General features: G+C 64.1%; 27 protein-coding genes. 13 read left to right on the top strand and 14 right to left on the bottom strand.

The window, feature by feature from the left end:
- Positions 1-5: 5 nt before the first annotated feature.
- Genes AC58EF_RS20330 through AC58EF_RS20315 form a run of 4 tightly spaced genes read right to left on the bottom strand, consistent with a single transcriptional unit; the run spans position 6 to position 4,208 of the window.
- The gene (locus tag AC58EF_RS20330; protein WP_497278193.1) at positions 6-761 is read right to left on the bottom strand and encodes a TIGR02186 family protein; all 756 of its coding nucleotides are present in this window, start codon (positions 759-761) and stop codon (positions 6-8) included.
- Positions 762-763: 2 nt separating this feature from the next.
- Positions 764-1,678, bottom strand: a complete 915-nt coding sequence (locus AC58EF_RS20325) for a sulfite exporter TauE/SafE family protein (protein WP_497278192.1) — start codon at positions 1,676-1,678, stop codon at positions 764-766.
- Positions 1,679-1,737: 59 nt separating this feature from the next.
- Positions 1,738-2,802, bottom strand: coding sequence for a hypothetical protein (locus tag AC58EF_RS20320; RefSeq protein ID WP_497278190.1), 1,065 nt, complete (start codon positions 2,800-2,802; stop codon positions 1,738-1,740).
- Positions 2,799-4,208, bottom strand: a complete 1,410-nt coding sequence (locus AC58EF_RS20315) for a glycosyl transferase family protein (RefSeq protein ID WP_497278189.1) — start codon at positions 4,206-4,208, stop codon at positions 2,799-2,801. The genes AC58EF_RS20320 and AC58EF_RS20315 overlap by 4 nt, the downstream gene beginning before the upstream one ends.
- Positions 4,209-4,296: 88 nt before the next feature.
- Between AC58EF_RS20315 and nhaA the strand changes: the two genes are divergently transcribed.
- Both nhaA and AC58EF_RS20305 read left to right on the top strand, forming a co-directional pair.
- The gene (gene nhaA, locus AC58EF_RS20310) at positions 4,297-5,508 is read left to right on the top strand and encodes a Na+/H+ antiporter NhaA (RefSeq protein WP_497278188.1); all 1,212 of its coding nucleotides are present in this window, start codon (positions 4,297-4,299) and stop codon (positions 5,506-5,508) included.
- A gap of 106 nt (positions 5,509-5,614) precedes the next feature.
- Positions 5,615-5,794 carry a hypothetical protein gene (locus AC58EF_RS20305; protein ID WP_497278305.1) on the top strand — a complete coding sequence of 60 codons (180 nt, stop codon included), beginning with the start codon at positions 5,615-5,617 and terminating at the stop codon, positions 5,792-5,794.
- Positions 5,795-5,806: 12 nt separating this feature from the next.
- On the opposite strand, the gene AC58EF_RS20300 is transcribed toward AC58EF_RS20305, so the two are convergent.
- Entirely contained in the window at positions 5,807-6,205 is a 399-nt protein-coding gene (locus tag AC58EF_RS20300) for a low affinity iron permease family protein (protein ID WP_497278187.1), read from the bottom strand.
- Positions 6,206-6,272: 67 nt separating this feature from the next.
- Here AC58EF_RS20300 and AC58EF_RS20295 point away from each other — a divergent pair, with 67 nt between their 5' ends.
- From AC58EF_RS20295 to AC58EF_RS20280, 4 genes are all read left to right on the top strand, one after another.
- The gene (locus tag AC58EF_RS20295; protein WP_497278186.1) at positions 6,273-6,599 is read left to right on the top strand and encodes a hypothetical protein; all 327 of its coding nucleotides are present in this window, start codon (positions 6,273-6,275) and stop codon (positions 6,597-6,599) included.
- A 144-nt stretch (positions 6,600-6,743) separates the two neighbouring features.
- Positions 6,744-7,943, top strand: coding sequence for an ADP-forming succinate--CoA ligase subunit beta (gene sucC, locus AC58EF_RS20290; RefSeq protein ID WP_497278184.1), 1,200 nt, complete (start codon positions 6,744-6,746; stop codon positions 7,941-7,943).
- 129 nt (positions 7,944-8,072) lie between these two features.
- Positions 8,073-8,822, top strand: a complete 750-nt coding sequence (locus AC58EF_RS20285) for an electron transfer flavoprotein subunit beta/FixA family protein (protein ID WP_497278182.1) — start codon at positions 8,073-8,075, stop codon at positions 8,820-8,822.
- Between the two features lie 73 nt (positions 8,823-8,895).
- The gene (locus tag AC58EF_RS20280; RefSeq protein ID WP_497278181.1) at positions 8,896-9,825 is read left to right on the top strand and encodes an electron transfer flavoprotein subunit alpha/FixB family protein; all 930 of its coding nucleotides are present in this window, start codon (positions 8,896-8,898) and stop codon (positions 9,823-9,825) included.
- A gap of 117 nt (positions 9,826-9,942) precedes the next feature.
- Here the strand turns inward: AC58EF_RS20280 and AC58EF_RS20275 are convergent, their stop codons facing one another.
- The 7 genes from AC58EF_RS20275 to relB all read right to left on the bottom strand — a co-directional run bounded on the left by AC58EF_RS20275 (position 9,943) and on the right by relB (position 13,196).
- Positions 9,943-10,302 carry a glycine zipper 2TM domain-containing protein gene (locus AC58EF_RS20275; protein ID WP_497278180.1) on the bottom strand — a complete coding sequence of 120 codons (360 nt, stop codon included), beginning with the start codon at positions 10,300-10,302 and terminating at the stop codon, positions 9,943-9,945.
- 228 nt (positions 10,303-10,530) lie between these two features.
- Positions 10,531-10,752 carry a hypothetical protein gene (locus tag AC58EF_RS20270; protein ID WP_497278178.1) on the bottom strand — a complete coding sequence of 74 codons (222 nt, stop codon included), beginning with the start codon at positions 10,750-10,752 and terminating at the stop codon, positions 10,531-10,533.
- A 102-nt stretch (positions 10,753-10,854) separates the two neighbouring features.
- A complete protein-coding gene (locus AC58EF_RS20265; RefSeq protein WP_497278177.1) occupies positions 10,855-11,052 on the bottom strand; it encodes a hypothetical protein in 198 nt (65 codons plus the stop codon).
- Positions 11,053-11,188: 136 nt separating this feature from the next.
- Positions 11,189-11,401, bottom strand: coding sequence for a cold-shock protein (locus AC58EF_RS20260; protein ID WP_242929927.1), 213 nt, complete (start codon positions 11,399-11,401; stop codon positions 11,189-11,191).
- A gap of 217 nt (positions 11,402-11,618) precedes the next feature.
- The gene (locus AC58EF_RS20255; RefSeq protein WP_497278176.1) at positions 11,619-12,671 is read right to left on the bottom strand and encodes a hypothetical protein; all 1,053 of its coding nucleotides are present in this window, start codon (positions 12,669-12,671) and stop codon (positions 11,619-11,621) included.
- 79 nt (positions 12,672-12,750) lie between these two features.
- Positions 12,751-13,029: a type II toxin-antitoxin system RelE/ParE family toxin gene (locus AC58EF_RS20250; RefSeq protein WP_497278175.1), complete on the bottom strand. Its 279-nt coding sequence runs from the start codon at positions 13,027-13,029 to the stop codon at positions 12,751-12,753.
- Positions 13,026-13,196, bottom strand: a complete 171-nt coding sequence (relB, locus tag AC58EF_RS20245) for a type II toxin-antitoxin system RelB family antitoxin (RefSeq protein WP_497278174.1) — start codon at positions 13,194-13,196, stop codon at positions 13,026-13,028. The genes AC58EF_RS20250 and relB overlap by 4 nt, the downstream gene beginning before the upstream one ends.
- 22 nt (positions 13,197-13,218) lie before the next feature.
- Between relB and AC58EF_RS20240 the strand changes: the two genes are divergently transcribed.
- A complete protein-coding gene (locus tag AC58EF_RS20240) occupies positions 13,219-13,464 on the top strand; it encodes a DUF433 domain-containing protein (protein ID WP_497278173.1) in 246 nt (81 codons plus the stop codon).
- On the opposite strand, the gene AC58EF_RS20235 is transcribed toward AC58EF_RS20240, so the two are convergent.
- On the bottom strand, positions 13,412-13,546 hold the full coding sequence (locus AC58EF_RS20235; RefSeq protein ID WP_497278292.1) for a hypothetical protein: 135 nt from the start codon (positions 13,544-13,546) through the stop codon (positions 13,412-13,414). The genes AC58EF_RS20240 and AC58EF_RS20235 overlap by 53 nt on opposite strands.
- A gap of 103 nt (positions 13,547-13,649) precedes the next feature.
- Here AC58EF_RS20235 and AC58EF_RS20230 point away from each other — a divergent pair, with 103 nt between their 5' ends.
- A complete protein-coding gene (locus tag AC58EF_RS20230) occupies positions 13,650-14,315 on the top strand; it encodes a hypothetical protein (protein WP_497278172.1) in 666 nt (221 codons plus the stop codon).
- 385 nt (positions 14,316-14,700) lie between these two features.
- Here the strand turns inward: AC58EF_RS20230 and uvrA are convergent, their stop codons facing one another.
- Positions 14,701-17,616, bottom strand: coding sequence for an excinuclease ABC subunit UvrA (gene uvrA / locus AC58EF_RS20225; RefSeq protein ID WP_497278170.1), 2,916 nt, complete (start codon positions 17,614-17,616; stop codon positions 14,701-14,703).
- 309 nt (positions 17,617-17,925) lie between these two features.
- Here uvrA and AC58EF_RS20220 point away from each other — a divergent pair, with 309 nt between their 5' ends.
- The 5 genes from AC58EF_RS20220 to AC58EF_RS20200 all read left to right on the top strand — a co-directional run bounded on the left by AC58EF_RS20220 (position 17,926) and on the right by AC58EF_RS20200 (position 20,742).
- Entirely contained in the window at positions 17,926-18,108 is a 183-nt protein-coding gene (locus tag AC58EF_RS20220; RefSeq protein WP_497278169.1) for a hypothetical protein, read from the top strand.
- Position 18,109: 1 nt separating this feature from the next.
- On the top strand, positions 18,110-18,736 hold the full coding sequence (locus tag AC58EF_RS20215) for a calcium-binding protein (protein WP_497278168.1): 627 nt from the start codon (positions 18,110-18,112) through the stop codon (positions 18,734-18,736).
- Positions 18,737-18,738: 2 nt separating this feature from the next.
- On the top strand, positions 18,739-18,969 hold the full coding sequence (locus AC58EF_RS20210; RefSeq protein ID WP_497278167.1) for a hypothetical protein: 231 nt from the start codon (positions 18,739-18,741) through the stop codon (positions 18,967-18,969).
- Positions 18,970-19,029: 60 nt separating this feature from the next.
- On the top strand, positions 19,030-19,860 hold the full coding sequence (locus AC58EF_RS20205) for a phosphotransferase family protein (protein ID WP_497278166.1): 831 nt from the start codon (positions 19,030-19,032) through the stop codon (positions 19,858-19,860).
- Between the two features lie 546 nt (positions 19,861-20,406).
- A complete protein-coding gene (locus AC58EF_RS20200; protein ID WP_497278165.1) occupies positions 20,407-20,742 on the top strand; it encodes a UrcA family protein in 336 nt (111 codons plus the stop codon).
- Positions 20,743-21,147 lie beyond the last annotated feature (405 nt).

Genomic DNA, 21,147 nt, shown 5'->3' with positions numbered 1-21,147 from the left:
TGACGTTAGATCCGCCGCGCGATTGCGCCGGCCGTCCAGCCCATGCCGACTGCCAGCGCGATCGCCACCAGACCATAGAGAAAGGACCATCGTTCGGCCGCGACCGCCATGAACTGTTCGAAGCCCGACTTGCGGACGGTGATGTCGCGCACCGCGGCGGCGACAACCCGACCGTCCTGCACCAGGAAAGTTTCGGCGGTATAGTCGCCGACAATGACGCGCGCCGACAAGGGCAGGCGCGCCCGATACAACACGCCGTCGGTGATCTCGATCGTGCCGGGGCGCTCCACGAACAGGCCGGAGCGCTCGCGCAGGTCGACCAGCCCGGCCTGGAACCGGTCCAGTTCCGCGCTGTCGTTGAGCGAGGAGGGGGAAAGTTGCAATTTGTCGACGCCCAGTTCGTAGATGGCGGCGGTGCGTTCATCGACGATCCGGTCGATGGGGCGCGACGACGCCATGGCGTAGAAGCTGGGCGCCGACTGGAAGCGCGCGCGATCGGCATTGACCCAGATGCCCGCGACCTTCTGCTTTTCGCGCATCAGGATCGATTGGTCCGGGCCTTTCAGCACGACCACGACGTCGGCGGGCTTTTCCGGCCGCACCCCGCCGGGATAGACGATCGCCCCGAACAGCAGCAGGTCCGCGCCGGTGAAGCTGTATTGAATCTCGACATCGCGCTGCGACACGTCGGGCACCAGTTGCGGCTCGTCGGCCGCGCCCAGCATCAGCGCCGCCGTGAGCAAGGCAAGTGGGCGGCGCATCGTCACCGCACCTCGATCGTGTAGATTTCGTCGGGCCGGAAGCCGAGGCCCAGCGCCATTCGCGCCGCGACCAGCAGCACGATGGCGGCCAGCAGGATGCGCAGATATTCCGGCCGGATCGTCATCGACAGGCGCGTGCCGACCTGCGCCCCGGTGACGCTGCCGATCAGCAACAGCATGGCGAGGACCAGATCGACCGCCTTGGTCGTCATCGCGTGCATCATCGTCGTCGCCATGGTGACGAACAATATCTGGAACAGCGATGTGCCGACCACAGACTGGGTCGTCATGCCGAGCAGATAGAGCATCGCCGGCACCAGGATGAAGCCGCCGCCCACGCCCAGCAACATGGTGAGGATGCCCGTCGCCATGCCGAGCAGCAGCGGCGCGAGCGGCGAGATATAGAGACCCGAGCGATAGAAGCGCCAGCGCATCGGCAGCGCGGCGACCAGCGGATGGTGGCGGCGCTTGCGCGCCTGGGGCTTCTGCCCGGTCTTGAGTGCGACCAGCGCCTGGATCGATTCCTTGGCCATCAACCCGCCGATTCCGCCCAGCATCAGGACGTAGAGGATGCCGATGACGGTATCGATCTGCCCCAGATATTGGAGCAGGCGGAAGATCAGCACGCCCAGGCCCGCGCCGACCACGCCCCCGGCGATCAGCACGCCGCCCATGCGGAAGTCGACGGTACCGCGCGACATATGGGTGACGACGCCGGAGACGCTGGCCCCCGTCACCTGCGACGCGGCGGAGGCGGCGGCGACCGTCGGGGGAATGCCGTAGAAGATGAGCAGCGGCGTCGTCAGGAAGCCGCCGCCTACGCCGAACATGCCCGACAACAGGCCCACCACGCCGCCCAGGCCGATGATGACCAGCGCGTTCACCGAAAGATTGGCGATGGGCAGGTAAAGATCCATGGCTTCTCAAGGCCTAGTCGCAAAGCGCGGCGATATAAAGGCGGCTTGGGCGGGAGCGGTCAAAAATCCGCCGCCAGCGTGACGGCCAGCCCGGAGGACGGTGCCGCCTTGCCCGCGATCCGTTGGCGCCATTCGACGGAGAGGCGGGCGGCGGTCTGGGGAAGGGGCAGGCGAAGCTGGATTTCCGGGCCGATATCGATCCGCTCGACACCGGGCTGGGCGCCGCCGGAAATGGCCGCGCCGATGCGCAGCGGCGTATCGGCAAGGGGCGTGAACAGGGAGAGCTTGCCGTCGATGAAGGCGTCGCGGCGGCGGAAGCCGACGAGACCGGCCTGGGCATAGGCCTCGGCCTCTATACCGGGCGCGATACGGGTCGGCCCGAAGCCGCCGACGGCAAGGACCGCCATGGCGTTGCGGGCGCCGGCGCCCATCTTGACGCGGCGTTCAATCGCAAAGCTGACGGGGAGGGCGGGGAAGGGCTGGACGGCCAGACCGATAGCGCCTTCGGGTGCGGTCGGCCGTTCCAGCGCGCTGGTGATGCGGGCATAGGCGGCGGGGCGTCGCGCCGAGCCGGGAGCAAGCGCATAGTCGATGCGAAGCCCCGCCTGCGATCCGCCCAGCCGTCCGACCGTGGCGATGTCGGCCCGGCTGGCGTCGCCGGGGCGCCAGAGCAGCCAGGCGCCGCCGCGCCATCGATCTGTGCGGGGCTGCTGCGGTTGCGGTGCGGGCAGGGGGCGGGGAAGGGCGGTAGGCGCGCTGCCCATGGCGTCGCTGGCATGATGCCGGTTGGCGAAGGCAGTAGTGAAGCGGATGAATTCGAGCAAATCGACCGGCGCGCCCGGATTGGCGAACGAGGGGGCGGTGGACAGAGGAGAGCGGGCGGCCAGGAGCGGCGTCCGGGCGGAGGGTCGGATGACCCCGGCCGCGCTTGGCTGGAGAAACGGCGGGCCGCTCCACCGGACAGGCTGCGATGGCAAAAACGGGGATGCCATGGCGGGCTGTCGCAGGGCGACATCGGGAAATGGCGCGCCCGCCGGTTCATAATAAGCGGCAACGCGGACGCCGATCCAGCCAAGCATGAGCAGCGCGAAGAAGCGCAGAGGGCGACCGCCTGCCGCTATCATGGATCGGTCCGCAGATCAGGAAAATGATGCTGCGTCTTGTCCCAGGTCAGGGGTGTGCCCATCAAGGAGCGGACATAGAGGAAGACGGCCCGGCGGGCGGCCAGGATGGCGATGTAATTGGCGATGAGCGTGCGCGGGACGGCGCCCAGCCCATGGCGCCAGCCATAGGCGCGGGTCACGAACAGCGCGCGCATGATCGCACGCCACAGCATCAGTCCCAGGTTCAGCCAGAGGAGGGGGGTCAGCAGGGGCGACATATGGGACGGAAGCGGGCGAAACTGGCCGATCAGTAAAAGGGCGGCCCCGAGCAGCAAGGTCAGATAGGCCGCGAACAGCACCAGCGCCGCCATTGCCGAGCGCCGGTCGCGCAGGCGCATCCACCATTCGGCGGGGCCGCCGCGCCAGCCCATCCGATCCCAGCCGGCAAGCGAAATGCCGATCATCCAGCGGGCCTTCTGCTTCACGGCGGCAGGGATGCTGTCGGGGAAATATTCGCGCGTCGCCACCAATTCTCCGGCAGCGTCGCGCATTCGGATGAAGACGCTGCGCCCGCCCATGTCGCGGATGCGCAGGCCAGCCTCATAGTCTTCGGTCAGGGAGGACGGATCGAACGGGCCATAGGCGGGGTCATCCGCCAATGCCTCCAGCGCGTCGCGCTCAAAGGCGCAGGCGACGCCGGCGGAGGGAACGGACGCGCCCAGTGCCTCGCGCACGGTCAGCAATTTTCCATGGCTCTCCGCAAACTCGTCGCCATAATGATTGGCAATGGCGCGGGAGAGCCATCCGCCGCGACCGGGCAGCGGCAGAACGGGCAGTTGAACAAGATCGAAGCGGTCGATCATGAAGTCGTAGACGCGGATTTCGTCGGCGTGGACGACGTCTTCGGCATCGTGCAGCACGACGGCCTTGTAACGGAAGCCGCCAGCCGCTTCCTCCGCCAGCATGGCGCGCCACAGCAGGTTGAGGCAGTCCGCTTTGGTGGTTGGGCCGGGACGGTCGTTGATGGCCAGCAACAGGCGTGGTTCGTCCGCCGCCAGCGCCGCGACCGCATCGATCGTTGCCGGGTCATTCGGGTAGGTGCCTACGAAGATGCGATAACGGGCGTCTCCCCAGCGGCTCAGCGCGTGGCGCAGCATCGGCCCGATGACGGAGGATTCCTGCCAGGCGGGCACGAAGATGGCGATCTTGCCGGGGCGTTGGGATGGGGGCAGGCCGGCCGTCGTCATCCGCGGATGGCGGACATAGATGGTAAGGTCGCGCCAGACCTTTCGCAGCAGGAAGATGAGGTCGACAAGGGCGTCGTCCAGGCCGCCAATGGCGAGGCCCACGGCTGCGAACAGCAGCAATTCATGATGCAACGCCGCAAGCGCCGCAAACAGCCCGTCCCCCAAAGGCTTGACCCCCATGCCCGATCAGGGGAGAGGATGCCATTGACGCATGTCGTTTCCAAGCCCCTTCGCTTCTCCTCAGGCACCGAAAAGGACTTATTTCCAGATGATGCAACGACCTGCTTCCGCTCTTCGGGATTTTCTGACCGGCGAAGCGGGTGGCGCGATGTTGCTGATCGTCGCGGCGGGGCTGGCCATGCTGTTCGCCAATCTGCCGGGCACCAGCCATCTCTATCATATGCTGGTCCATCTGGAACTCGGACCGACCCTGTCGGCCAAATTGGGGCCGATGACCGCCCATCTCTGGATCAATGACGGGCTGATGGCGATTTTCTTCCTGGTCGTGGGTCTGGAGATCAAGCGCGAATTTCTCGACGGCGGGCTGTCCACATGGGACAGGCGACGGCTGCCGATCCTCGCGGCTGTCGCGGGCATGGCCGTCCCGGCGCTCGTCTATCTGGCGGTGACGAAGGCGCAGCCGGGGCTGGCCGATGGCTGGGCCATCCCCGCCGCGACGGACATCGCTTTCGCCATCGGCGTGCTGGCGCTGCTCGGCAATCGCGCGCCGGCCTCGCTCAAACTGTTCCTGACCGCCGTCGCGATCGTCGATGATATGGGCGCGGTGGCGATTATCGCCCTCTTTTACACGAAGGGACTGGATCTGGCGGCTCTTGCGGCGGCGGCGAGCGTGCTGGCGGTGATGTATGGTCTCAACCGTTCGGGTGTGAGGGCGCTTGCGCCCTATATGATCGGTTTCGCCCTGCTCTGGTATTTCACCCTCTTGTCGGGCGTGCACGCCACGGTTGCGGGAGTGCTGGCCGCGATGACGGTGCCGATCCGCTGTACGCCGGGCGCCCCCGATGCAGCTGACAGCCCGCTTCATCGACTGGAACATGCGGTTCATCCCTGGAGCGCCTATGCCATCATTCCACTGTTCGGCTTCGTGAACAGCGGATTGGTGCTGAATAGGGAAATGCTGGGCGCCCTGTTGTCGCCCCTGCCTCTGGGCGTTGCGCTGGGGCTGTTCCTGGGCAAGCAGATCGGCGTGTTCGGCGCCATCTGGGGCGCGGCGCGGCTGGGCATTGCCGAGCGGCCATCGGGCGCGAACTGGACGCAGGTCTATGGCATGGCCATGCTGTGCGGGATCGGCTTTACCATGAGCCTCTTCATCGGCGCGCTGGCCTTCCCCGATCAACCACTGCTGGTGGAGGAGGCCAAGGGGGGCGTGCTGATGGGATCGCTTCTGTCCGCCCTGGCCGGTTTTGCCGTATTGCGCTGGGTTGCCCCCCGACCGCGCCGCTCCGAACATTTGCGGTAATTAGCCTGTTCGCCTGCCTGCGCGATCATGATAGCATCGCGTCGCTGATATGCGCGTGAGTCGCATTATCGGCTCATCGGTCAATCTCATAATGAGGAGGGCGAAGATGAGCATGGAGACGGATGTCAACTATCTGCTGCATCGCCAGCAGATTTCCCTGATCCGCGCACAGGCCAGTGCGTCGCGGGAAGGGCGTGCGGCCTATGAGAGCCTGGCGCGCGGTTACACGAATCAAGTTGATGCCTATCGCAGGGAAAATGAACGGCTGATCGTCCGCGCCCATTAGCGGGTGAGGCGATCAGCGTCGTTGGATCAGACGTTCGATGGAGCGGCGATGGATCATATCGTCGCCATATTCCCGTTCCATAATATCCTTGATGCGTTCCAGTTCGGCTTCCGTCAGATGTTCGATGCCGATGAAATCGTTGCGCGCGCCGTCCACCGCCCGGATCAGTTCGTCCAGCTTGGCCTGTATCGCGGAGCCGTCGCGATTTTGCGCATTCTGGATCAGGAACACCATCAGGAAGGTGACGATGGTGGTGCCGGTGTTGATGACCAGTTGCCATGTATCCGAATAATGGAAGATCGGCCCGGTGATGCCCCAGATCAGCACGACCCCGATGGCGAGGATGAAGGCGGTCGGTTGACCGGTCCAACTGGCGATCCGGTGAGAGAATGTCGCGAAAATCCTGTCCATTATCGGCTCCCTGTCACTGCATCTGCATTTAGGCTGTGTTCAGCCAACAATTGGCATGAATGCCGGCATGACGACCATATCCTTTCGCGCTGCCGTCGGCCTGCTTTCCCTGTCGCTGTTGCTGGTTTCCTGTAGCGGACTGTCGCCCGAATCGCGGCTGCGCGCGAAGCTGCTGGAGGCCGGCCTGTCGCAGCATAAGGCGGAATGTTTGGCGCGGCGGATGGCCGACCGATTGAGCGTCGACCAGTTGCGCAAGCTCCAGTCGATCGCGTCGCTCCGCAAATCTCACAGCGGGAAGATGGGCATGGACGAACTGCTCTACAAACTGCGGGCGCTGGACGATCCGGAGATATTTCGGGTGATGAGCAAGGCCGTCCTGAAGTGCAGCCTGTGACCTCGATTTCACAATAATCCGGCGCCGTTCCCTGCAACCGTTTTGCAATTTTGCAAAGTGATTTTGCAAAATCTGCTGGCGCCCCTTTGCCGCCTGTGCTTAGCCGCTGGACATCAGGTTCAACGCAAAAGGACGGGCGAGCCCATGAACATTCACGAATATCAGGCCAAGGAACTGCTGGCCAAATATGGCGCGCCGATCGCCGCCGGCTATGCCGCCTTCACCGTCGAAGAAGCCGTCGAAGCCGCCAAGAAGCTGCCTGGGCCGCTCTATGTCGTGAAGTCGCAGATCCATGCCGGTGGTCGCGGCAAGGGCAAGTTCAAGGAACTGGCTCCCGAAGCGAAGGGCGGCGTCCGCCTTGCCTTCAACCTGGACGAAGTGAAGGCCCATTCGGCCGACATGCTGGGCAATACGCTGGTCACGATCCAGACCGGCGAAGCGGGCAAGCAGGTCAACCGCCTCTACATCACCGACGGCGCCGACATCGCCAAGGAATTCTACCTGGCCCTGCTGGTCGACCGCGCCACCAGCCGCATCGCCTTCGTCGTGTCGACCGAAGGCGGCATGGACATTGAAGAGGTCGCCCATTCGACCCCCGAAAAGATCCACAGCTTCTCGGTCGATCCGGCTTCCGGCTTCCAGCCGCACCATGGCCGCGCCGTCGCCGCCGCGCTGGGCCTGACCGGCGACCAGGCGAAGCAGGCCGCCAAGGTCGCCTCGTCGCTCTACGCCGCGTTCCTCGACACCGACGCCGAGCAGATCGAAGTCAATCCGCTGGCGCTGACCGAGCAGGGCAATCTGCTGGTGCTCGACGCCAAGGTGGGCTTCGACGGCAACGCCATGTTCCGCCATAAGGACATAGCGCAGCTGCGCGATCTGACCGAGGAAGACCCGGCCGAGGTCGAGGCTTCGGAATATGACCTGGCCTATATCAAGCTGGACGGCAATATCGGCTGCATGGTGAACGGCGCGGGCCTGGCCATGGCGACCATGGACATCATCAAGCTGAACGGCGAATTCCCCGCCAACTTTCTGGACGTCGGTGGCGGCGCTTCAAAGGAGAAGGTGACTGCGGCCTTCAAGATCATCCTGAAGGACCCGGCGGTGAAGGGCATCCTGGTCAACATTTTCGGTGGCATCATGAAGTGCGACATCATTGCCGAGGGCATCGTCGCGGCCGCCAAGGATGTGAATCTGTCGGTCCCGCTGGTCGTCCGCCTGGAAGGCACGAACGTCCAGCAGGGCAAGGAAATTCTGGCCAAGTCGGGCCTGGCCATCGTCCCGGCGGACGATCTGGGCGACGCGGCGAAGAAGATCGTGGCGGAAGTGAGGAAGGCGGCCTGACCGGCTTTTTCGCCTGAACGATACACCAAGGGGGTGTGGGCAGTCCGGAAGCGGGCTGCCCGCGCCCTTGTTCCCATTTGCGGATTTGGCCCGGCTGGGAATTTGGCGTTAATATGGAGGATGTTGAAGATGAAGATCCTTGTGCCCGTGAAGCGGGTGATTGACTATAATGTGAAGCCGCGGGTGAAGGGCGACGGGACGGGCGTTGACCTGGCGAACGTCAAGATGAGCATGAACCCCTTCGACGAGATCGCCGTGGAAGAAGCGATCCGCCTGAAGGAAAAGGGCGTCGCGACCGAGGTGGTGGCTGTTTCCATCGGCGTCGCCAAGGCGCAGGAAACGTTGCGCACGGCGCTGGCCATGGGGGCTGACCGCGCCATACTGATCCAGACCGACGATGAAGTCGAACCGCTGGGCGTGGCCAAGCTGCTCGCCAAGGTGCAGGAAGAAGAGGCCGCCGGCCTCATCATCCTGGGTAAGCAGGCGATCGACGATGACAGCAACCAGACCGGCCAGATGCTGGCCGCGCTGCTGAACCTGCCGCAGGGCACCTTCGCATCCAAGGTCGAGGTCGGGGGCGACAAGGTCAGCGTGACCCGCGAAGTCGATGGCGGCCTGGAGACGGTGAAGCTCAACACGCCCGCCATCATCACCACCGACCTGCGCCTCAACGAACCGCGCTATGCCTCGCTGCCCAACATCATGAAGGCGAAGTCGAAGCCGCTCGCGACCAAGGCGCCTGCCGATTATGGCGTGGACATTTCGCCGCGTCTCGAAACGCTCAAGGTTTCCGAACCCGCCAAGCGGTCGGCTGGGGTAAAGGTTGCCGATGTCGATGAACTGGTCGCCAAGCTCAAGGCTCTGGGCGTCGCGGCGTAACGCAGGTTTCCAACGCCGTTCGCCCTGAGCTTGTCGACAGGCTCGGCCCGGACGGGTGTAGAGGATAGAGAATATGAAGACTCTTGTTTGGGTTGAACATGAGGGCGGCGCCGTCAAGGACGCGACCCTTTCCGCCGTCACCGCCGCTGGAAAGCTGGGCGAGGTGCATCTGCTGGTCGCGGGCCAGGGCGTCGAGGGCGTGGCCGCCGAAGCCGCGAAGATCGCGGGCGTGGGCAAGGTCCATGTCGCCGATGACGCGGCTTTTGGCCATGCGCTGCCGGAAAATGTCGCGCCGCTGATCGTCGAACTGATGGGCAGCCACGACGCCTTCGTCGCGCCCGCCACCAGCAACGGCAAGAATATCGCGCCGCGTGTCGCGGCTCTGCTGGACGTGATGCAGATCAGCGACATATTGTCGGTCGAGAGCGAAGACACGTTCACACGTCCCATCTATGCCGGCAACGCGATCGCGACCGTCAAGTCGAAGGATGCCAAGAAGGTCCTCACCGTTCGCGGCACGGCCTTCGAGAAGGCGGCCAAGGAAGGCGGCTCGGGCGCGGTCGAAGCGGTGTCCTCGACCGGAGACAAGGGTATCTCGTCCTTCGTCGGCGCCGAGATCGCCAAGCAGGAGCGCCCGGAACTGACCAGTGCCAAGATCATCGTGTCGGGCGGCCGCGCGCTGAAGGACGGCGAGACGTTCGAGGCGACCATCTTCCCGCTGGCGGACAAGCTGGGTGCGGCGGTGGGCGCAAGCCGCGCCGCTGTCGACGCGGGCTATGTGCCCAACGACTATCAGGTCGGCCAGACCGGCAAGATCGTCGCGCCGGAAGTCTATATCGCCGTCGGCATCTCCGGCGCGATCCAGCATCTGGCCGGCATGAAGGACAGCAAGACCATCATCGCCATCAACAAGGACGAGGACGCGCCGATCTTCCAGGTCGCCGACATCGGCCTGGTCGGCGATCTGTTCAAGATCGTGCCGGAACTTACCGAAAAGCTGTAATCCAGCGTCACGCAATAGGAAAGGGCGCGGGGCGTGATCCCCGCGCCCTTTTTTATGTTTTGCTTGCTTGCCGCATTTTCCCTGTCGTCAGATGCAACCCTCTGACTTGAAAATGCTTTATTCGCAGTTGATGTCGTTCCGGTCGATGGCCCGGCCCGCCAGCGCGCCGCCGGCGCCGCCGAGAATGGTGCCGAGCGTCTTGGAGCCGCCCGGTGCGATGACATTGCCGAGCACGCCACCGGCAATGGCGCCGACGATGGTGCCCGTGGTGCCGTCGTCGCGCTTGCAATAATAGCGGCCGTCGCGGTCGCGGTAGATGGTGTCGCTGTCGCGGATCGGCCGGCGGTGATGACGCGGCGGGCCGCGGCGGTCGCCGGGACGGTCATAGCCATAACCATAGCCACCTCCATTGTCCGAAGCGCAGGCCCCCAGCGGAAGCATCGCCAAAATGGCGGCGGCGAGAATGGTTTTTCGCATGGTGGCGCTCTCCTTTTTCAAACCCCGTCGGCGGAACAACCCCGCAGCGGGCCGATGGTTGCGTAAGGGTAACTATTTCGCGACGGGTAAGGAGAAGCCACCCGCCGATGCCGTGAGAGGGGAGACGGCAGCGGGCGGGTGGCCAGGGAGTCGATGGAGTGCGTTGCTTCGAGCCTCCAAGGAAAAATATGGGCCTTCGACAAGCTCAGGCCGAACGGAATCCTGGGATCAATTGGGCAGGGGCCGGGCCGGGCCGGCGGCGGGGGAGACGAGCGGGGCGGCTGGCGCGGCGGATTCGCTTGCCGTCGCGGCAGGGCGATCCTCCAGCCTGGCCCTGGCTTCGTTGTAGCGGGTGACGAGATCGTCCTTGAACTCGGTCAGCTTGCCGTCGTCATAAAGTTTCTTGCCGACATAGGCGGCGATGGCGCCGAAAATCAGGGTACGGATCATGGGAGTGCTCCTTGGTGAGGGTTTGGAGCTTTAACCGGTGGGGCGGCGGCGGGTTCCGCGGAATATGCAGGGCGCGACGGGGCGAGCGGGGGATGCGGCGGTTCAGGGTTCGCCAACGAGAGGCGGTGCTTCCTGCTCGCGGCGGGCGCGGTTGGCGTCGGCCAGATCCTGGCGCCGGGCCATGGCGAGAAAGGCGGCTTCGGACCGCAGGCAGCGGTCGCGGACATTGTCCAGCGTGGCGGCGTCGGCTTCGCCGCGGGCCTGGGCGGCGAGGGCGCGATAGTCGGGATTGGCCATCATGCAGTCTCCTTGAAGGAGGCCGGACGCCATGGGAGCGGCGCCCGGCCGGCCCGCGCCGCCATTCCCGCAGGGCGCAGGCGCGGCACGGACCTATGGCCGAAGGGGGGCGGGCACGACGGCCCGCCCCGAACGCCGCTTATTCGGCGTGGGCGATGTTCACGGCCGCCATCTTGCCGCGACGGTCCTGCTCCAGATCATAGGAGACGCGGTCCTTTTCGCGCAGCGTGGCGAGGCCGGCGCGCTCCACGGCGCTGATGTGGACGAAGGCGTCCGGGCTGCCGTCATCGGGGGCGATGAAGCCATAGCCCTTGTCGGCGTTGAAGAATTTGACGGTGCCTACGATGCTCATGGAATATTCCTTCTTTCAATGCGACGCATCCCGCGTGGACGCGCCGGGTTGCTAAAGGGGCAGGGAAAGAAGGAGGAAGGCCGCAAAGCGCCGAAGACCGTCGATTTGCGACTGTAGCGCCGCCCTTATAGGATAAGGCGCCCATAATAGCAAATCGGCGCGGTGCGGCGCGACGGGGGCGGCCGGCAAGGTCGTCAGCGGTGCCTCATCCGGGCCGTCATCCGGGGCTGGCCTGGGCCATGACGGCCCCCGCCGTCCCCTGCGCCATCGCGCCATTGTCCATGGCGAAGCCGAAGAAGAGGTCGCGGGCGCGGGCGGCGGCTTCCTCATAGGGGCGGCGTTCCGCCTCGTCGCGGATGGCGAGCGCCTCTTCCTCCTCCGGCGTCAGGTCGCGCTCATAATCGTCGACATCGTAAATCTCGTCGCTTTCCTCGCCGTCGAAGCCGGGCGGCGCGGGAAAGTCGGTGCGCCAGACCTCCCGGTCCTCATCCCACCAGATGCCGCGCAGCCGCGCGGCGGCTTCGTCGGGCGGAAGGGTCGCGCGGACCACCGGCGGCGCGCGAAGTTCACACCGTTGCTGGGTGTCGGAAATCTGCGGTTTCTGCGCCGCATGGAGCGCCAGGCGGGCGGCGATGAAGAGGGCCACCGAGGCGGCGGGGGACAGGGCGGTGGCCGTGTCCCCGGCGACCGGCTCCGGCATGTCGGGCATGTCGCCGTCGAGCATCCGGGCATCCTCCATGGTGCGCGCGCCGGGTTCGGCGCCGGGGCGGGGGAGGTCGAGGCGGTCGGCCTCCGCGCGCACCGCCTCCTCCGGGCAGATCATGTCGAGAAAGGCGACGAAATCCTGCGCCACGATGCGGGCGAGGGCGGCGTCGGAGCCTTCGGCCGGGCAATCGGCCATGCGGTCCAGCCGGGCGAGCATCGACATGGCGAGGCGATTGTCGTGGCGGTGGCGGGTGACTTCGAAATTATCCTCGTCGCGGCGGATCGTGTCGGTGCAGCCGGTGATGGCGCGGGCGAGCAGATCGTCGGCGAGGCGCGCGCGGGCGATGAGGATCGCCGCGTCCCAGCCGAGGCGAAAGGCCGCGCCGTCGCGGCGGATGCGGAGATTATAGGCCGAGCGCGCGGTGATGCGAACGGATTCGCAGGCGAGGCGCACGACGCCGCAGGACGCCAGGGTTTCGAGGAAGCGGCGCTGGCGCGCGGGCGACCAGCCGTCTTCGCGGACCGGATCGGCCGGGGTGGGGAGGGGCGGGAATTGCATGGTCATGGCAAGGCTCCTGCTTCAAGAGTGAGGCTTGCCGGGAGGGTAGGCAGATTGGGGCCGTGTAGGACAGCAAATAGGATTTTCAGGGGTATTGTTGGCGGGCGTGAACGAGAGTCAGCACTTCTATGGCATCGGCGGCGACGCGATAAATGAGGATATAGTTGGGGTGGACCACAGCTTCTCGCGTGCCGGGTCTGCGGCCGGGGCGGTGGGCGTAGGGATGGTTGGGCAGATTATCGGCGGTGTGCCGGATGGCAGCATAGAGGCGGTCAGCCGCCACTTTGTTGCGCGGGCCGATATAGTCGAGAATGGTGAGCAGAGCCGCTTCGGCCTCATCATCCCAAACGACCGGCAGCGTCATTTATATTTGTCGAGAATGGCCTGCGCCTTCGCCATGACCGCGTCATGCGGGATGCGCGGCTTGGTGGACGCGAGTGCGCGTTCTACCTTGGCGCGGACCCATGCGTCATGGGCGTCGGCTTCCTCGGTCGTCGCGAACTCGGACTCGATGGGGGTGAGTTTGGTCATTAGCGGATGATAGCGCGGAAATATGTGGCTTTCCATATCGCGCAGAGGCGTGATGCGGGGATTGGTCCATATCGGACAAGATTCGGAGAAAATTTGGCAGGGAAGAAATTTGTCTGATAGTTTGGCTGTCATGACCCTCGCAGGCTTTTCCCGTATCGCCGTCGATCCTGCAATTTGCGGGGGGAGGCTGATCGTGACCGGAACGCGGGTGCGGGTTAGCGACATTTTGGATATGCTCGCCGGTGGGGCGAGCGTGGATGAGATGTAGCGGATTTTCCGTATCTGAGTGCGGATGATGTGCGGGCGGCGTTGGTATGCGGCGAGTTTAGGACGCTGATGATCGTTGCAATTAACTCCTGGCGCTGATCAAATTGTCAAATCTAACATGTTCTGTAACTGTTCTTTTTCGTTGGCAATGTGTTATGACTTTCTCCTAAACAGTGGATTGAGCATATGTCATTGCAAAGCATCCATCTTCGTAAGTTATTGAAAATTATGTATCTTCATGGACCTCAGCGCACTGCGGCTTTGCGAGGAGATATTCGAGATGATCTTGCTCGCGAAAATGGGGGAGAGGCGGGAGGTGGGGACTTCTATGGTCCGTTCTGGCGGGACGCCAAGGATCATGTCTTCGACGTAACTGACTTGACTGAGCAAACAGAGCTGAGAATTGAAGGCAATTCCAGACGTGCTAATTTATATGGCCGATTGCGAGACGGGTTTTTGCTGTGGTGGGATGAACGGCGACGTTGGACTAATCAGCCATTTGTCCCGAGTGACGCTCTTAAAACCGTTTGCCGATTGCCTGACGTTGATGCGTCGATAAAATTCGCAAACATTTTGTCTGTTCGCGATGGGCGTGACGAAGACCACTTCGTTTATCCATATTGGTTCCCTGAACCAGCTCTCGGCGAAGAGGCGGCTCGGCTAGCGTTATGGGCGCTAGGCCATGCTTTTCCAAATGTGAATCAAAATGAAATGAGAATTTTGGATGTCATTCGAGGACAGACTTATTCCATAGATAGGTATCCGCTTCACGGGAATGAAGCGGATATTTTTCGTCGGCGCTTTACTGATGCTTTAGCCGATTGGCAACGGCTGAGGCTGGAATATGAATAACTTCTAGGATTTCCATTTATTTGGGGTGTGAGGATTTCCAGCGTTACTCATATTGCCTGTTACCCTCAAAACTTCCTGATGAGTAATCAAATAAGCAGCAGGCCGTTCATCTGAATTTCTAATTGTGTGCGCTACTATCACCTCCAATAACCTCCCACTTGCAGCATATGTCACTAGTGGATCTACTGGAGGCATATTCAGTGCCGCTCCAATGAATGTAAATCGCATAGTTCGTTATCATTGTGCGTGTAGATTGACCATCCACAGTGGCAATGAAACGCACTTCTGTTTCATGACGATCGTATTCGCCTACGCTGACAATGCGTACCTTCATCGATTATCCTGATACACTTTCGTCGATCCTATCGAGCCTGAGTTATAATCCTCACTCCGCCGCCACAGCCTCCAGCCCCAGCAGCGGCGCCAGATAGCGCCCGGTAAAGCTGCGCTTTTCCTTCACCACCTTCTCCGGCGTTCCTTCGGCGACTACCTCGCCGCCCTTCACGCCGCCTTCCGGTCCCATATCAACGATCCAGTCGGCGGTCTTGATGACGTCGAGATTATGCTCGATCACCACCACGCTGTTGCCTTGCTCCACCAGCGCGTGGAGGACTTCGAGCAGTTTGCGGACGTCCTCGAAATGCAGGCCGGTGGTGGGCTCGTCCAATATGTAGAGCGTGTTGCCGGTGGCGCGGCGCGAGAGTTCCTTGGCGAGTTTCACGCGCTGGGCTTCGCCGCCGGACAGGGTCGTGGCCTGCTGGCCGACCTTGATATAGCCAAGGCCCACTTCGGCGAGCATCGCCATCTTGTCGCGGATCGGCGGGACGGCCTTGAAGAATTCGACCGCATCCTCGACCGTCATGTCGAGCACGTCGGCGATCGACTGGCCCTTGAACTTCACTTCCAGCGTCTCGCGATTGTAGCGCGCGCCGTGGCACACGTCGCAGGTGACATAGACGTCGGGGAGGAAGTGCATCTCGATCTTGAGCACGCCGTCGCCCTGGCAGGCTTCGCAGCGGCCGCCCTTGACGTTGAAGCTGAAGCGGCCCGGCTTGTAACCCCGCGCCTGGCTTTCGGGGAGGCCCGCGAACCAGTCACGGATGTTGGTGAAGGCGCCGGTATAGGTGGCCGGATTGGAGCGCGGGGTGCGGCCGATGGGCGACTGGTCGATGTCGATCACCTTGTCGCAATGGTCGAGGCCGGTGATCTTGTCATGCGGCCCGGCGACGATGCGGGCGCCGTTGAGGGCGCGCGCCGACGCGGCGTAGAGCGTGTCGATGGTGAAGCTGGACTTGCCGGAGCCGCTGACGCCGGTGATGCAGGTGAAGGTGCCGAGCGGGATAGACGCGGTGACGCCGCGCAGATTGTTGGCGCGGGCATTGTGGACGGTGAGCTTCTTGCCCGATCCCTTGCGGCGTTTCGTGGGCACCTCGATGCGGCGGGTGCCGTTCAGATAGTCGGCGGTCAGGCTGTCCTTGTGCGCGAGCAGTTCATTGAGGGTGCCCTGCGCGACGATCTGCCCGCCATGGACGCCCGCGCCCGGCCCCATGTCGACGATATAGTCGGCGTGGCGGATCGCATCCTCGTCATGCTCCACGACGATGACGCTGTTGCCGAGGTCGCGCAGGCGTTTCAGGGTGACGAGGAGCCGGTCATTGTCGCGCTGGTGCAGGCCGATCGAGGGTTCGTCGAGGACGTAGAGGACGCCCGACAGGCCGCTGCCGATCTGCGACGCGAGGCGGATGCGCTGGCTTTCGCCGCCCGACAGGGTGCCGCTGGTGCGGTCGAGGTTCAGATAGTCGAGGCCGACATTGTTGAGGAAGCCCAAGCGCTCGACGATTTCCTTGAGGATGGCGCGGGCGATCTGGTTCTGCTGGTCGTTGAGCGCGTCCGGCATGGCGGTGAAGAAGGCGAGCGCGTCCACCACCGAGCGGCGGGTGGAGAGGGAGATATCCTCGCCCGCGATCTTGACCGCGAGCGCTTCGGGTTTCAGGCGCGCGCCGTTGCAGGTCTCGCACGGCATGGCGGTCTGATATTTGCTCAGTTCCTCGCGCATCCAGGCGGAGTCGGTTTGCAGGAGGCGACGGTTGAGGTTGCCGATGACGCCCTCGAACGCTTTCTTGACCTCGTAACTTTTCTTGCCGTCCTGGAAGCGTAGGGTGACGGGCTTGCCGCCGGTGCCGTGGAGGATGATGAGCTTCACCTCGCCGGGCAGGTCGGCCCACGGGGTGTCGAGGGAGAAGCCGAACTCCTGCGCGAGGGAGCCGAGCACCTGCATATAATAGGGGCTGGGCGGGTTGGACTTGGCCCAGGGGACGACGGCGCCCTTCTTGAGGGAGAGGGCCTCATTGGGGACGACCAGTTCGGGGTCGAATTCCTGCCGCTCGCCCAGGCCGTCGCAGGCCGGGCAGGCGCCCATCGGGGCGTTGAAGGAGAAGAGGCGCGGCTCGATCTCGGCTATGGTGAAGCCGCTGACGGGGCAGGCGAATTTTTCGGAGAAGACGATGCGGTTGGCGGGAATACCGGCGCCCTTCATCTTCTGGTCGGCGGGCTGGGCTTCGTCCTCGCGGCCCGGCACGACGCCTTCGGCCAGGTCGACATAGGCGAGGCCGTCGGCGAGCTTGAGCGCCTGTTCGAAACTGTCGGCGAGGCGGGTGGCCATGTCCGGGGCGACGGCGAGGCGGTCGACCACGACTTCGATGTCGTGCTTGTACTTCTTGTCGAGGGCCGGGGCGTCCTCGATCAGATAGATTTCGCCGTCGATGCGGACGCGGGTGTAGCCCGCCTTCTGCCACTCCATCAGTTCCTTGCGATACTCTCCCTTGCGGCCGCGCACCACGGGGGCGAGCAGGTAGAAGCGGGTGCCTTCGGGCAGGAGCATCACCCGGTCGACCATCTGGCTGACGGTCTGGGCGCTGATGGGGAGGCCGGTCGCGGGGCTGTAGGGGATGCCGACGCGCGCCCAGAGGAGGCGCATATAGTCGTAAATCTCGGTGACGGTCGCCACCGTCGAGCGCGGGTTGCGGCTGGTGGTCTTCTGCTCGATGGAGATGGCGGGGCTGAGCCCCTCGATATGCTCGACATCGGGCTTCTGCATCATCTCCAGAAACTGGCGCGCATAGGCGGAGAGCGACTCCACATAGCGGCGCTGCCCCTCGGCATAGATGGTGTCGAAGGCGAGGGACGACTTGCCCGAGCCGGAGAGGCCGGTGATCACGATGAGGGAATCGCGGGGCAGGTCGACGTCGACGCCCTTGAGGTTGTGCTCGCGCGCGCCGCGGACGGAGATGTGGGTCAGCATTCGGCAAAGCTCTGCTTCTGGATGTGCGTGAGACTCATGGGGCGTGTTGTTCCATATTTGTTCTGATTGGGCAAGATGCCGTCAAAGCCAGCCAGATGGATATGGGGAGGGAATACGGCAAGGGTTGGAAGGGCCGCGAGACGGGAAGGCTATCGCGAACCGAAAAGCGTATTTTTGCTGAGCCGCGATAGAATTTGTCATGGCCGGGTTATGGCCGCGAATGAATAACGGTTGATTTCTTTGCATTTATTTGGAGATGGCGCGCTCAAGGATATGGGGGCATATCCGCTGGGTGATACAGGGGTGATCATGGCAACTGCCGATACGACGAATCCGGTTTTGATGTCGCTGAGTTTTCCGACGCTCGTGGATGTGACGGGAGGTGGCACGATATTGACCTTCACGGCCAGAGCGAGTGACGATGTGACGACGATCCGGTTCGATCGGGGAGGGGGCCGGCACATCGGTTTCGCCGGTTCTCACGCTACATGAAGTGAGCAGTTATTCTGGCACCGTCAGGGTCGCTTTCGATGCCGAACATTCGACCGTAACGGCCGATGAAGTCAATGTGCCTGCCTTTGTCGGCACCTATGCCGTCTCCCAGTCGCCGACGGGCGATTATGTCATCGACCTGCCGGTCATCGGCGGCGGCGTGGACGATCTTCTGATCGAGGGCGACGAGATACTGGCGTTCAAGGTGACGGCGAGCGGGCAGATTTTCGCGGCGGGGACGGACAGCGAGATCGTGACCGTCACCGTGCCCGACAATGACCGGGCCGGGACTGTCCGGCATGACATCATGGAAGGCGATGCTGGCAACAATCATCTGGCCGGCCTTGCGGGCGACGATGTCCTCAGCGGGCATGACGGGAATGACCTGCTTGCCGGCGGGGCGGGGCATGATCGGCTTGACGGCGGCCTTGGCGACGACCTGCTCGAACCGGGCGCCGGTAACAATATCGTCGATGGCGGCGCGGGGTTCGATACGCTGGTGCTGGGCGATACGCAGGCGAGCTACAGTCTGCTGTCCGCCGATGGCTGGACCTGGCCGGGCGGGCCGAGGGACGGTCCGCCGATGCGTTCGACGGGCTGCGCTATATCGCGTCCAACCCCGACCTGATCGTGGCGCTGGGCAGCGACGACGATGCGGCGGCCCGCGACTATATCCAGTGGGGCCGGGCCGCGGGGCGCGATGTCGACGGGTTCGACGCGCTGGCCTATGCCGCAGCCAATCCCGACCTGGCCGCCGCCTTCGGCAGTGATGTCGAGGCGTTGACCGAACATTATATCGACGCGGGCTATTATGAGCATCGCGTCCTGGCGCCGGGCGCAGATATGTTCGTCGCGGCATAAACGGCCAGACGTAGAAAAGACGCTGGCCAAGCCGGGCTGGCTGGGGCAGAGGGCGGCGCAATGACGCCGCCCGATCCTTCGTCCTTCATCGCCGCCGGGGCGAGCGCGCAGGTCTATCGGCTGGACGGCGGGCGGGTGCTCAAGCTGTTCCATGCGGGCGTCGATCCCGGCATCGTCGCGCGCGAATATGCGATCGGGCGGACGCTCCAGGCGAGCGGGCTGCCGGTGCCGCGCGTCTTCGGCCTGGAAGAGGCGGGCGGGCGGCAGGGCATCGTCTATGAGGAGATGCGCGGTCCCAATCTGCTGGCCTATATCCGCCGGCGCCCGCACCGCACGCGCTGGGCGCTGGACCAGATGGTGCGGCTGCAACAGCGCATCCAGGCCTGCCATGCGCCTTCGCTGCGCAGCCGCAAGGCGATCATCGCCGAGGATATCGAGGCGGCGCCGGTAGGCGCTGCGCTGCGGCTGGCGGCGATCGAGCGGCTGGACGTGCTGAACGAAGGCGACGCGCTGTCGCATGGCGACCTGCATCCGGCCAATCTGATCGTGACCGACAGGGGCGTGAGCGTGATCGACTGGTCGCGGGCGGCCTGCGGTGCGATCGCGACGGATCTGGTGCGGACCGAAATGGTGATGCGTTTCGGGCCAGGAGGCGATGTCGGGCGGGGCGGCGATGTCGGGCGAGTGGAGGCGGCGGTGCGCGACGCGGCGAGCGGTTGGTATCTGCGGCGCTATCGCACGCTGACGGGACTGGACGCCGAAGCGCTGGCGGCCTGGCGCCCGCTGGTCGCGCTCGCCTGGACACGCCAGCGCGCGCCGGTGCGCGCGGCGGCCTTCGCCGCCTATCTGGCCGATGCGTTGCGCGCGGCGGGCCTGCCGCCGCTCGACTGATGTCGTTCGTCGGCGCTGGTAGGTGGTTGGTCCATCGGCCATGCCGCCCGGCGTCCGGGGAAGGCCGGTCATCGAACCGTGGATCACCCATGTCGTCCCGACGATATGATGGTGGGCGTTAAGGGACGGTTCACCGCCAAAGGCGTCGTCTCTCCGTCATAGCGTTCAACCCGATCCGGAGTGCCCGACAGCATCCTGGATACGCCCCCGGCCCTCCCTTGCGCCGGGGGCGTTCTTGTATCTGACGATTTCGTTGCGATTCGCACTTTCCGTTACGGAACATGCCGCTTGTCGTCGGGCGGATGTCGTTCGTCGCGCCGTTCATCCCCTCCCTTCCTGTCATTGGTCGAAGCCGGCGTCGTTGGCCGATGACGATCGCATCCGGTCGAACCGGACGCGCGGCGACCGGCGTGCACGCCTACACAGAATAAGCGAGCGGGACAGGAGCCGACCCCAAGACCTCCGGCTTCCCCGCTCGCACCCTCCGGCGCCGCGATGCCCCCCATGGGCGGCCCGGGTCACAACAGGTTTCGAGGAGATATGCCCATGTTCCGTTCGTCGAAGATTGCCGCCGCCGTCCTTGCCGTCGCCGCCCTGACCGGCGCCGCCGCGGCCGAGGATTTCCAGTCCAATGGCCGCACCAGCGAAGTCTATCATGGCGACCTGAACCTGGCGAAGGCCGACCAGCAGAAGGAGCTGCGCAGCCGCATCTCCCGCGCCGCTTCGCGGGTTTGCGCGTCGACGGACCTGGCGATGGTGGCCGCCTGCCGCCGCAATGCGATTGCGCATGTCCAGGCGCCGATCACTGCCGCCATCGCCCGCGCCGAGACGCGCGAACGCTATGCCGATGCGAGCGGAACCCGTTCGATCGCCGGCAACTGATCGCCGCCGCCATCTAGTGGATTGATTTTGACATTTGCATCCCCTGGCGGTTGGGATGGGTCTGCAAATGTCAAAATCGTAAAATCCACTAGAATCAAATATTTCTAGTGGTCCGAATAGATTCTGACATTCATGTGGGACATGGCCTCAAGCGGTGTCGAATGTCAGAATCGGACCACTAGAGCCGTCGATCCGATTGCATCGGCTCGGCGGCTCTAATGCCATCATGCTGGGTCTTCGACCGATTACAAATGAGTTTCGCTCGGTCGTTGACCATCGTTCCGTCATCGCGATGCAGGACCCGGACCGACATGCAGCCGGCGTAGCGGCGGGTCGTGCCCCGGGTGATGGTGTAGTTCGACGGTAGCGAAGCTGACCGGACGCGCGCTCATCGATCAAGCGCAG

It is taken from the genome of Sphingobium sp. WR1 (assembly GCF_059693745.1).
This window is presented reverse-complemented; position numbering and strand designations above follow the sequence as displayed.

Excerpts from the sequence above, each read along its gene's own strand:
- AC58EF_RS20330 (WP_497278193.1), bottom strand. The coding sequence starts at position 761 with ATGCGCCGCCCACTTGCCTTGCTCACGGCGGCGCTGATGCTGGGCGCG.
- AC58EF_RS20325 (WP_497278192.1), bottom strand. The coding sequence starts at position 1,678 with ATGGATCTTTACCTGCCCATCGCCAATCTTTCGGTGAACGCGCTGGTC.
- AC58EF_RS20320 (WP_497278190.1), bottom strand. The coding sequence starts at position 2,802 with ATGATAGCGGCAGGCGGTCGCCCTCTGCGCTTCTTCGCGCTGCTCATG.
- AC58EF_RS20315 (WP_497278189.1), bottom strand. The coding sequence starts at position 4,208 with ATGGGGGTCAAGCCTTTGGGGGACGGGCTGTTTGCGGCGCTTGCGGCG.
- nhaA (WP_497278188.1), top strand. The coding sequence starts at position 4,297 with ATGATGCAACGACCTGCTTCCGCTCTTCGGGATTTTCTGACCGGCGAA.
- AC58EF_RS20305 (WP_497278305.1), top strand. The coding sequence starts at position 5,615 with ATGAGCATGGAGACGGATGTCAACTATCTGCTGCATCGCCAGCAGATT.
- AC58EF_RS20300 (WP_497278187.1), bottom strand. The coding sequence starts at position 6,205 with ATGGACAGGATTTTCGCGACATTCTCTCACCGGATCGCCAGTTGGACC.
- AC58EF_RS20295 (WP_497278186.1), top strand. The coding sequence starts at position 6,273 with ATGACGACCATATCCTTTCGCGCTGCCGTCGGCCTGCTTTCCCTGTCG.
- sucC (WP_497278184.1), top strand. The coding sequence starts at position 6,744 with ATGAACATTCACGAATATCAGGCCAAGGAACTGCTGGCCAAATATGGC.
- AC58EF_RS20285 (WP_497278182.1), top strand. The coding sequence starts at position 8,073 with ATGAAGATCCTTGTGCCCGTGAAGCGGGTGATTGACTATAATGTGAAG.
- AC58EF_RS20280 (WP_497278181.1), top strand. The coding sequence starts at position 8,896 with ATGAAGACTCTTGTTTGGGTTGAACATGAGGGCGGCGCCGTCAAGGAC.
- AC58EF_RS20275 (WP_497278180.1), bottom strand. The coding sequence starts at position 10,302 with ATGCGAAAAACCATTCTCGCCGCCGCCATTTTGGCGATGCTTCCGCTG.
- AC58EF_RS20270 (WP_497278178.1), bottom strand. The coding sequence starts at position 10,752 with ATGATCCGTACCCTGATTTTCGGCGCCATCGCCGCCTATGTCGGCAAG.
- AC58EF_RS20265 (WP_497278177.1), bottom strand. The coding sequence starts at position 11,052 with ATGATGGCCAATCCCGACTATCGCGCCCTCGCCGCCCAGGCCCGCGGC.
- AC58EF_RS20260 (WP_242929927.1), bottom strand. The coding sequence starts at position 11,401 with ATGAGCATCGTAGGCACCGTCAAATTCTTCAACGCCGACAAGGGCTAT.
- AC58EF_RS20255 (WP_497278176.1), bottom strand. The coding sequence starts at position 12,671 with ATGACCATGCAATTCCCGCCCCTCCCCACCCCGGCCGATCCGGTCCGC.
- AC58EF_RS20250 (WP_497278175.1), bottom strand. The coding sequence starts at position 13,029 with ATGACGCTGCCGGTCGTTTGGGATGATGAGGCCGAAGCGGCTCTGCTC.
- relB (WP_497278174.1), bottom strand. The coding sequence starts at position 13,196 with ATGACCAAACTCACCCCCATCGAGTCCGAGTTCGCGACGACCGAGGAA.
- AC58EF_RS20240 (WP_497278173.1), top strand. The coding sequence starts at position 13,219 with ATGTGGCTTTCCATATCGCGCAGAGGCGTGATGCGGGGATTGGTCCAT.
- AC58EF_RS20230 (WP_497278172.1), top strand. The coding sequence starts at position 13,650 with ATGTCATTGCAAAGCATCCATCTTCGTAAGTTATTGAAAATTATGTAT.
- uvrA (WP_497278170.1), bottom strand. The coding sequence starts at position 17,616 with ATGCTGACCCACATCTCCGTCCGCGGCGCGCGCGAGCACAACCTCAAG.
- AC58EF_RS20220 (WP_497278169.1), top strand. The coding sequence starts at position 17,926 with ATGGCAACTGCCGATACGACGAATCCGGTTTTGATGTCGCTGAGTTTT.
- AC58EF_RS20205 (WP_497278166.1), top strand. The coding sequence starts at position 19,030 with ATGACGCCGCCCGATCCTTCGTCCTTCATCGCCGCCGGGGCGAGCGCG.
- AC58EF_RS20200 (WP_497278165.1), top strand. The coding sequence starts at position 20,407 with ATGTTCCGTTCGTCGAAGATTGCCGCCGCCGTCCTTGCCGTCGCCGCC.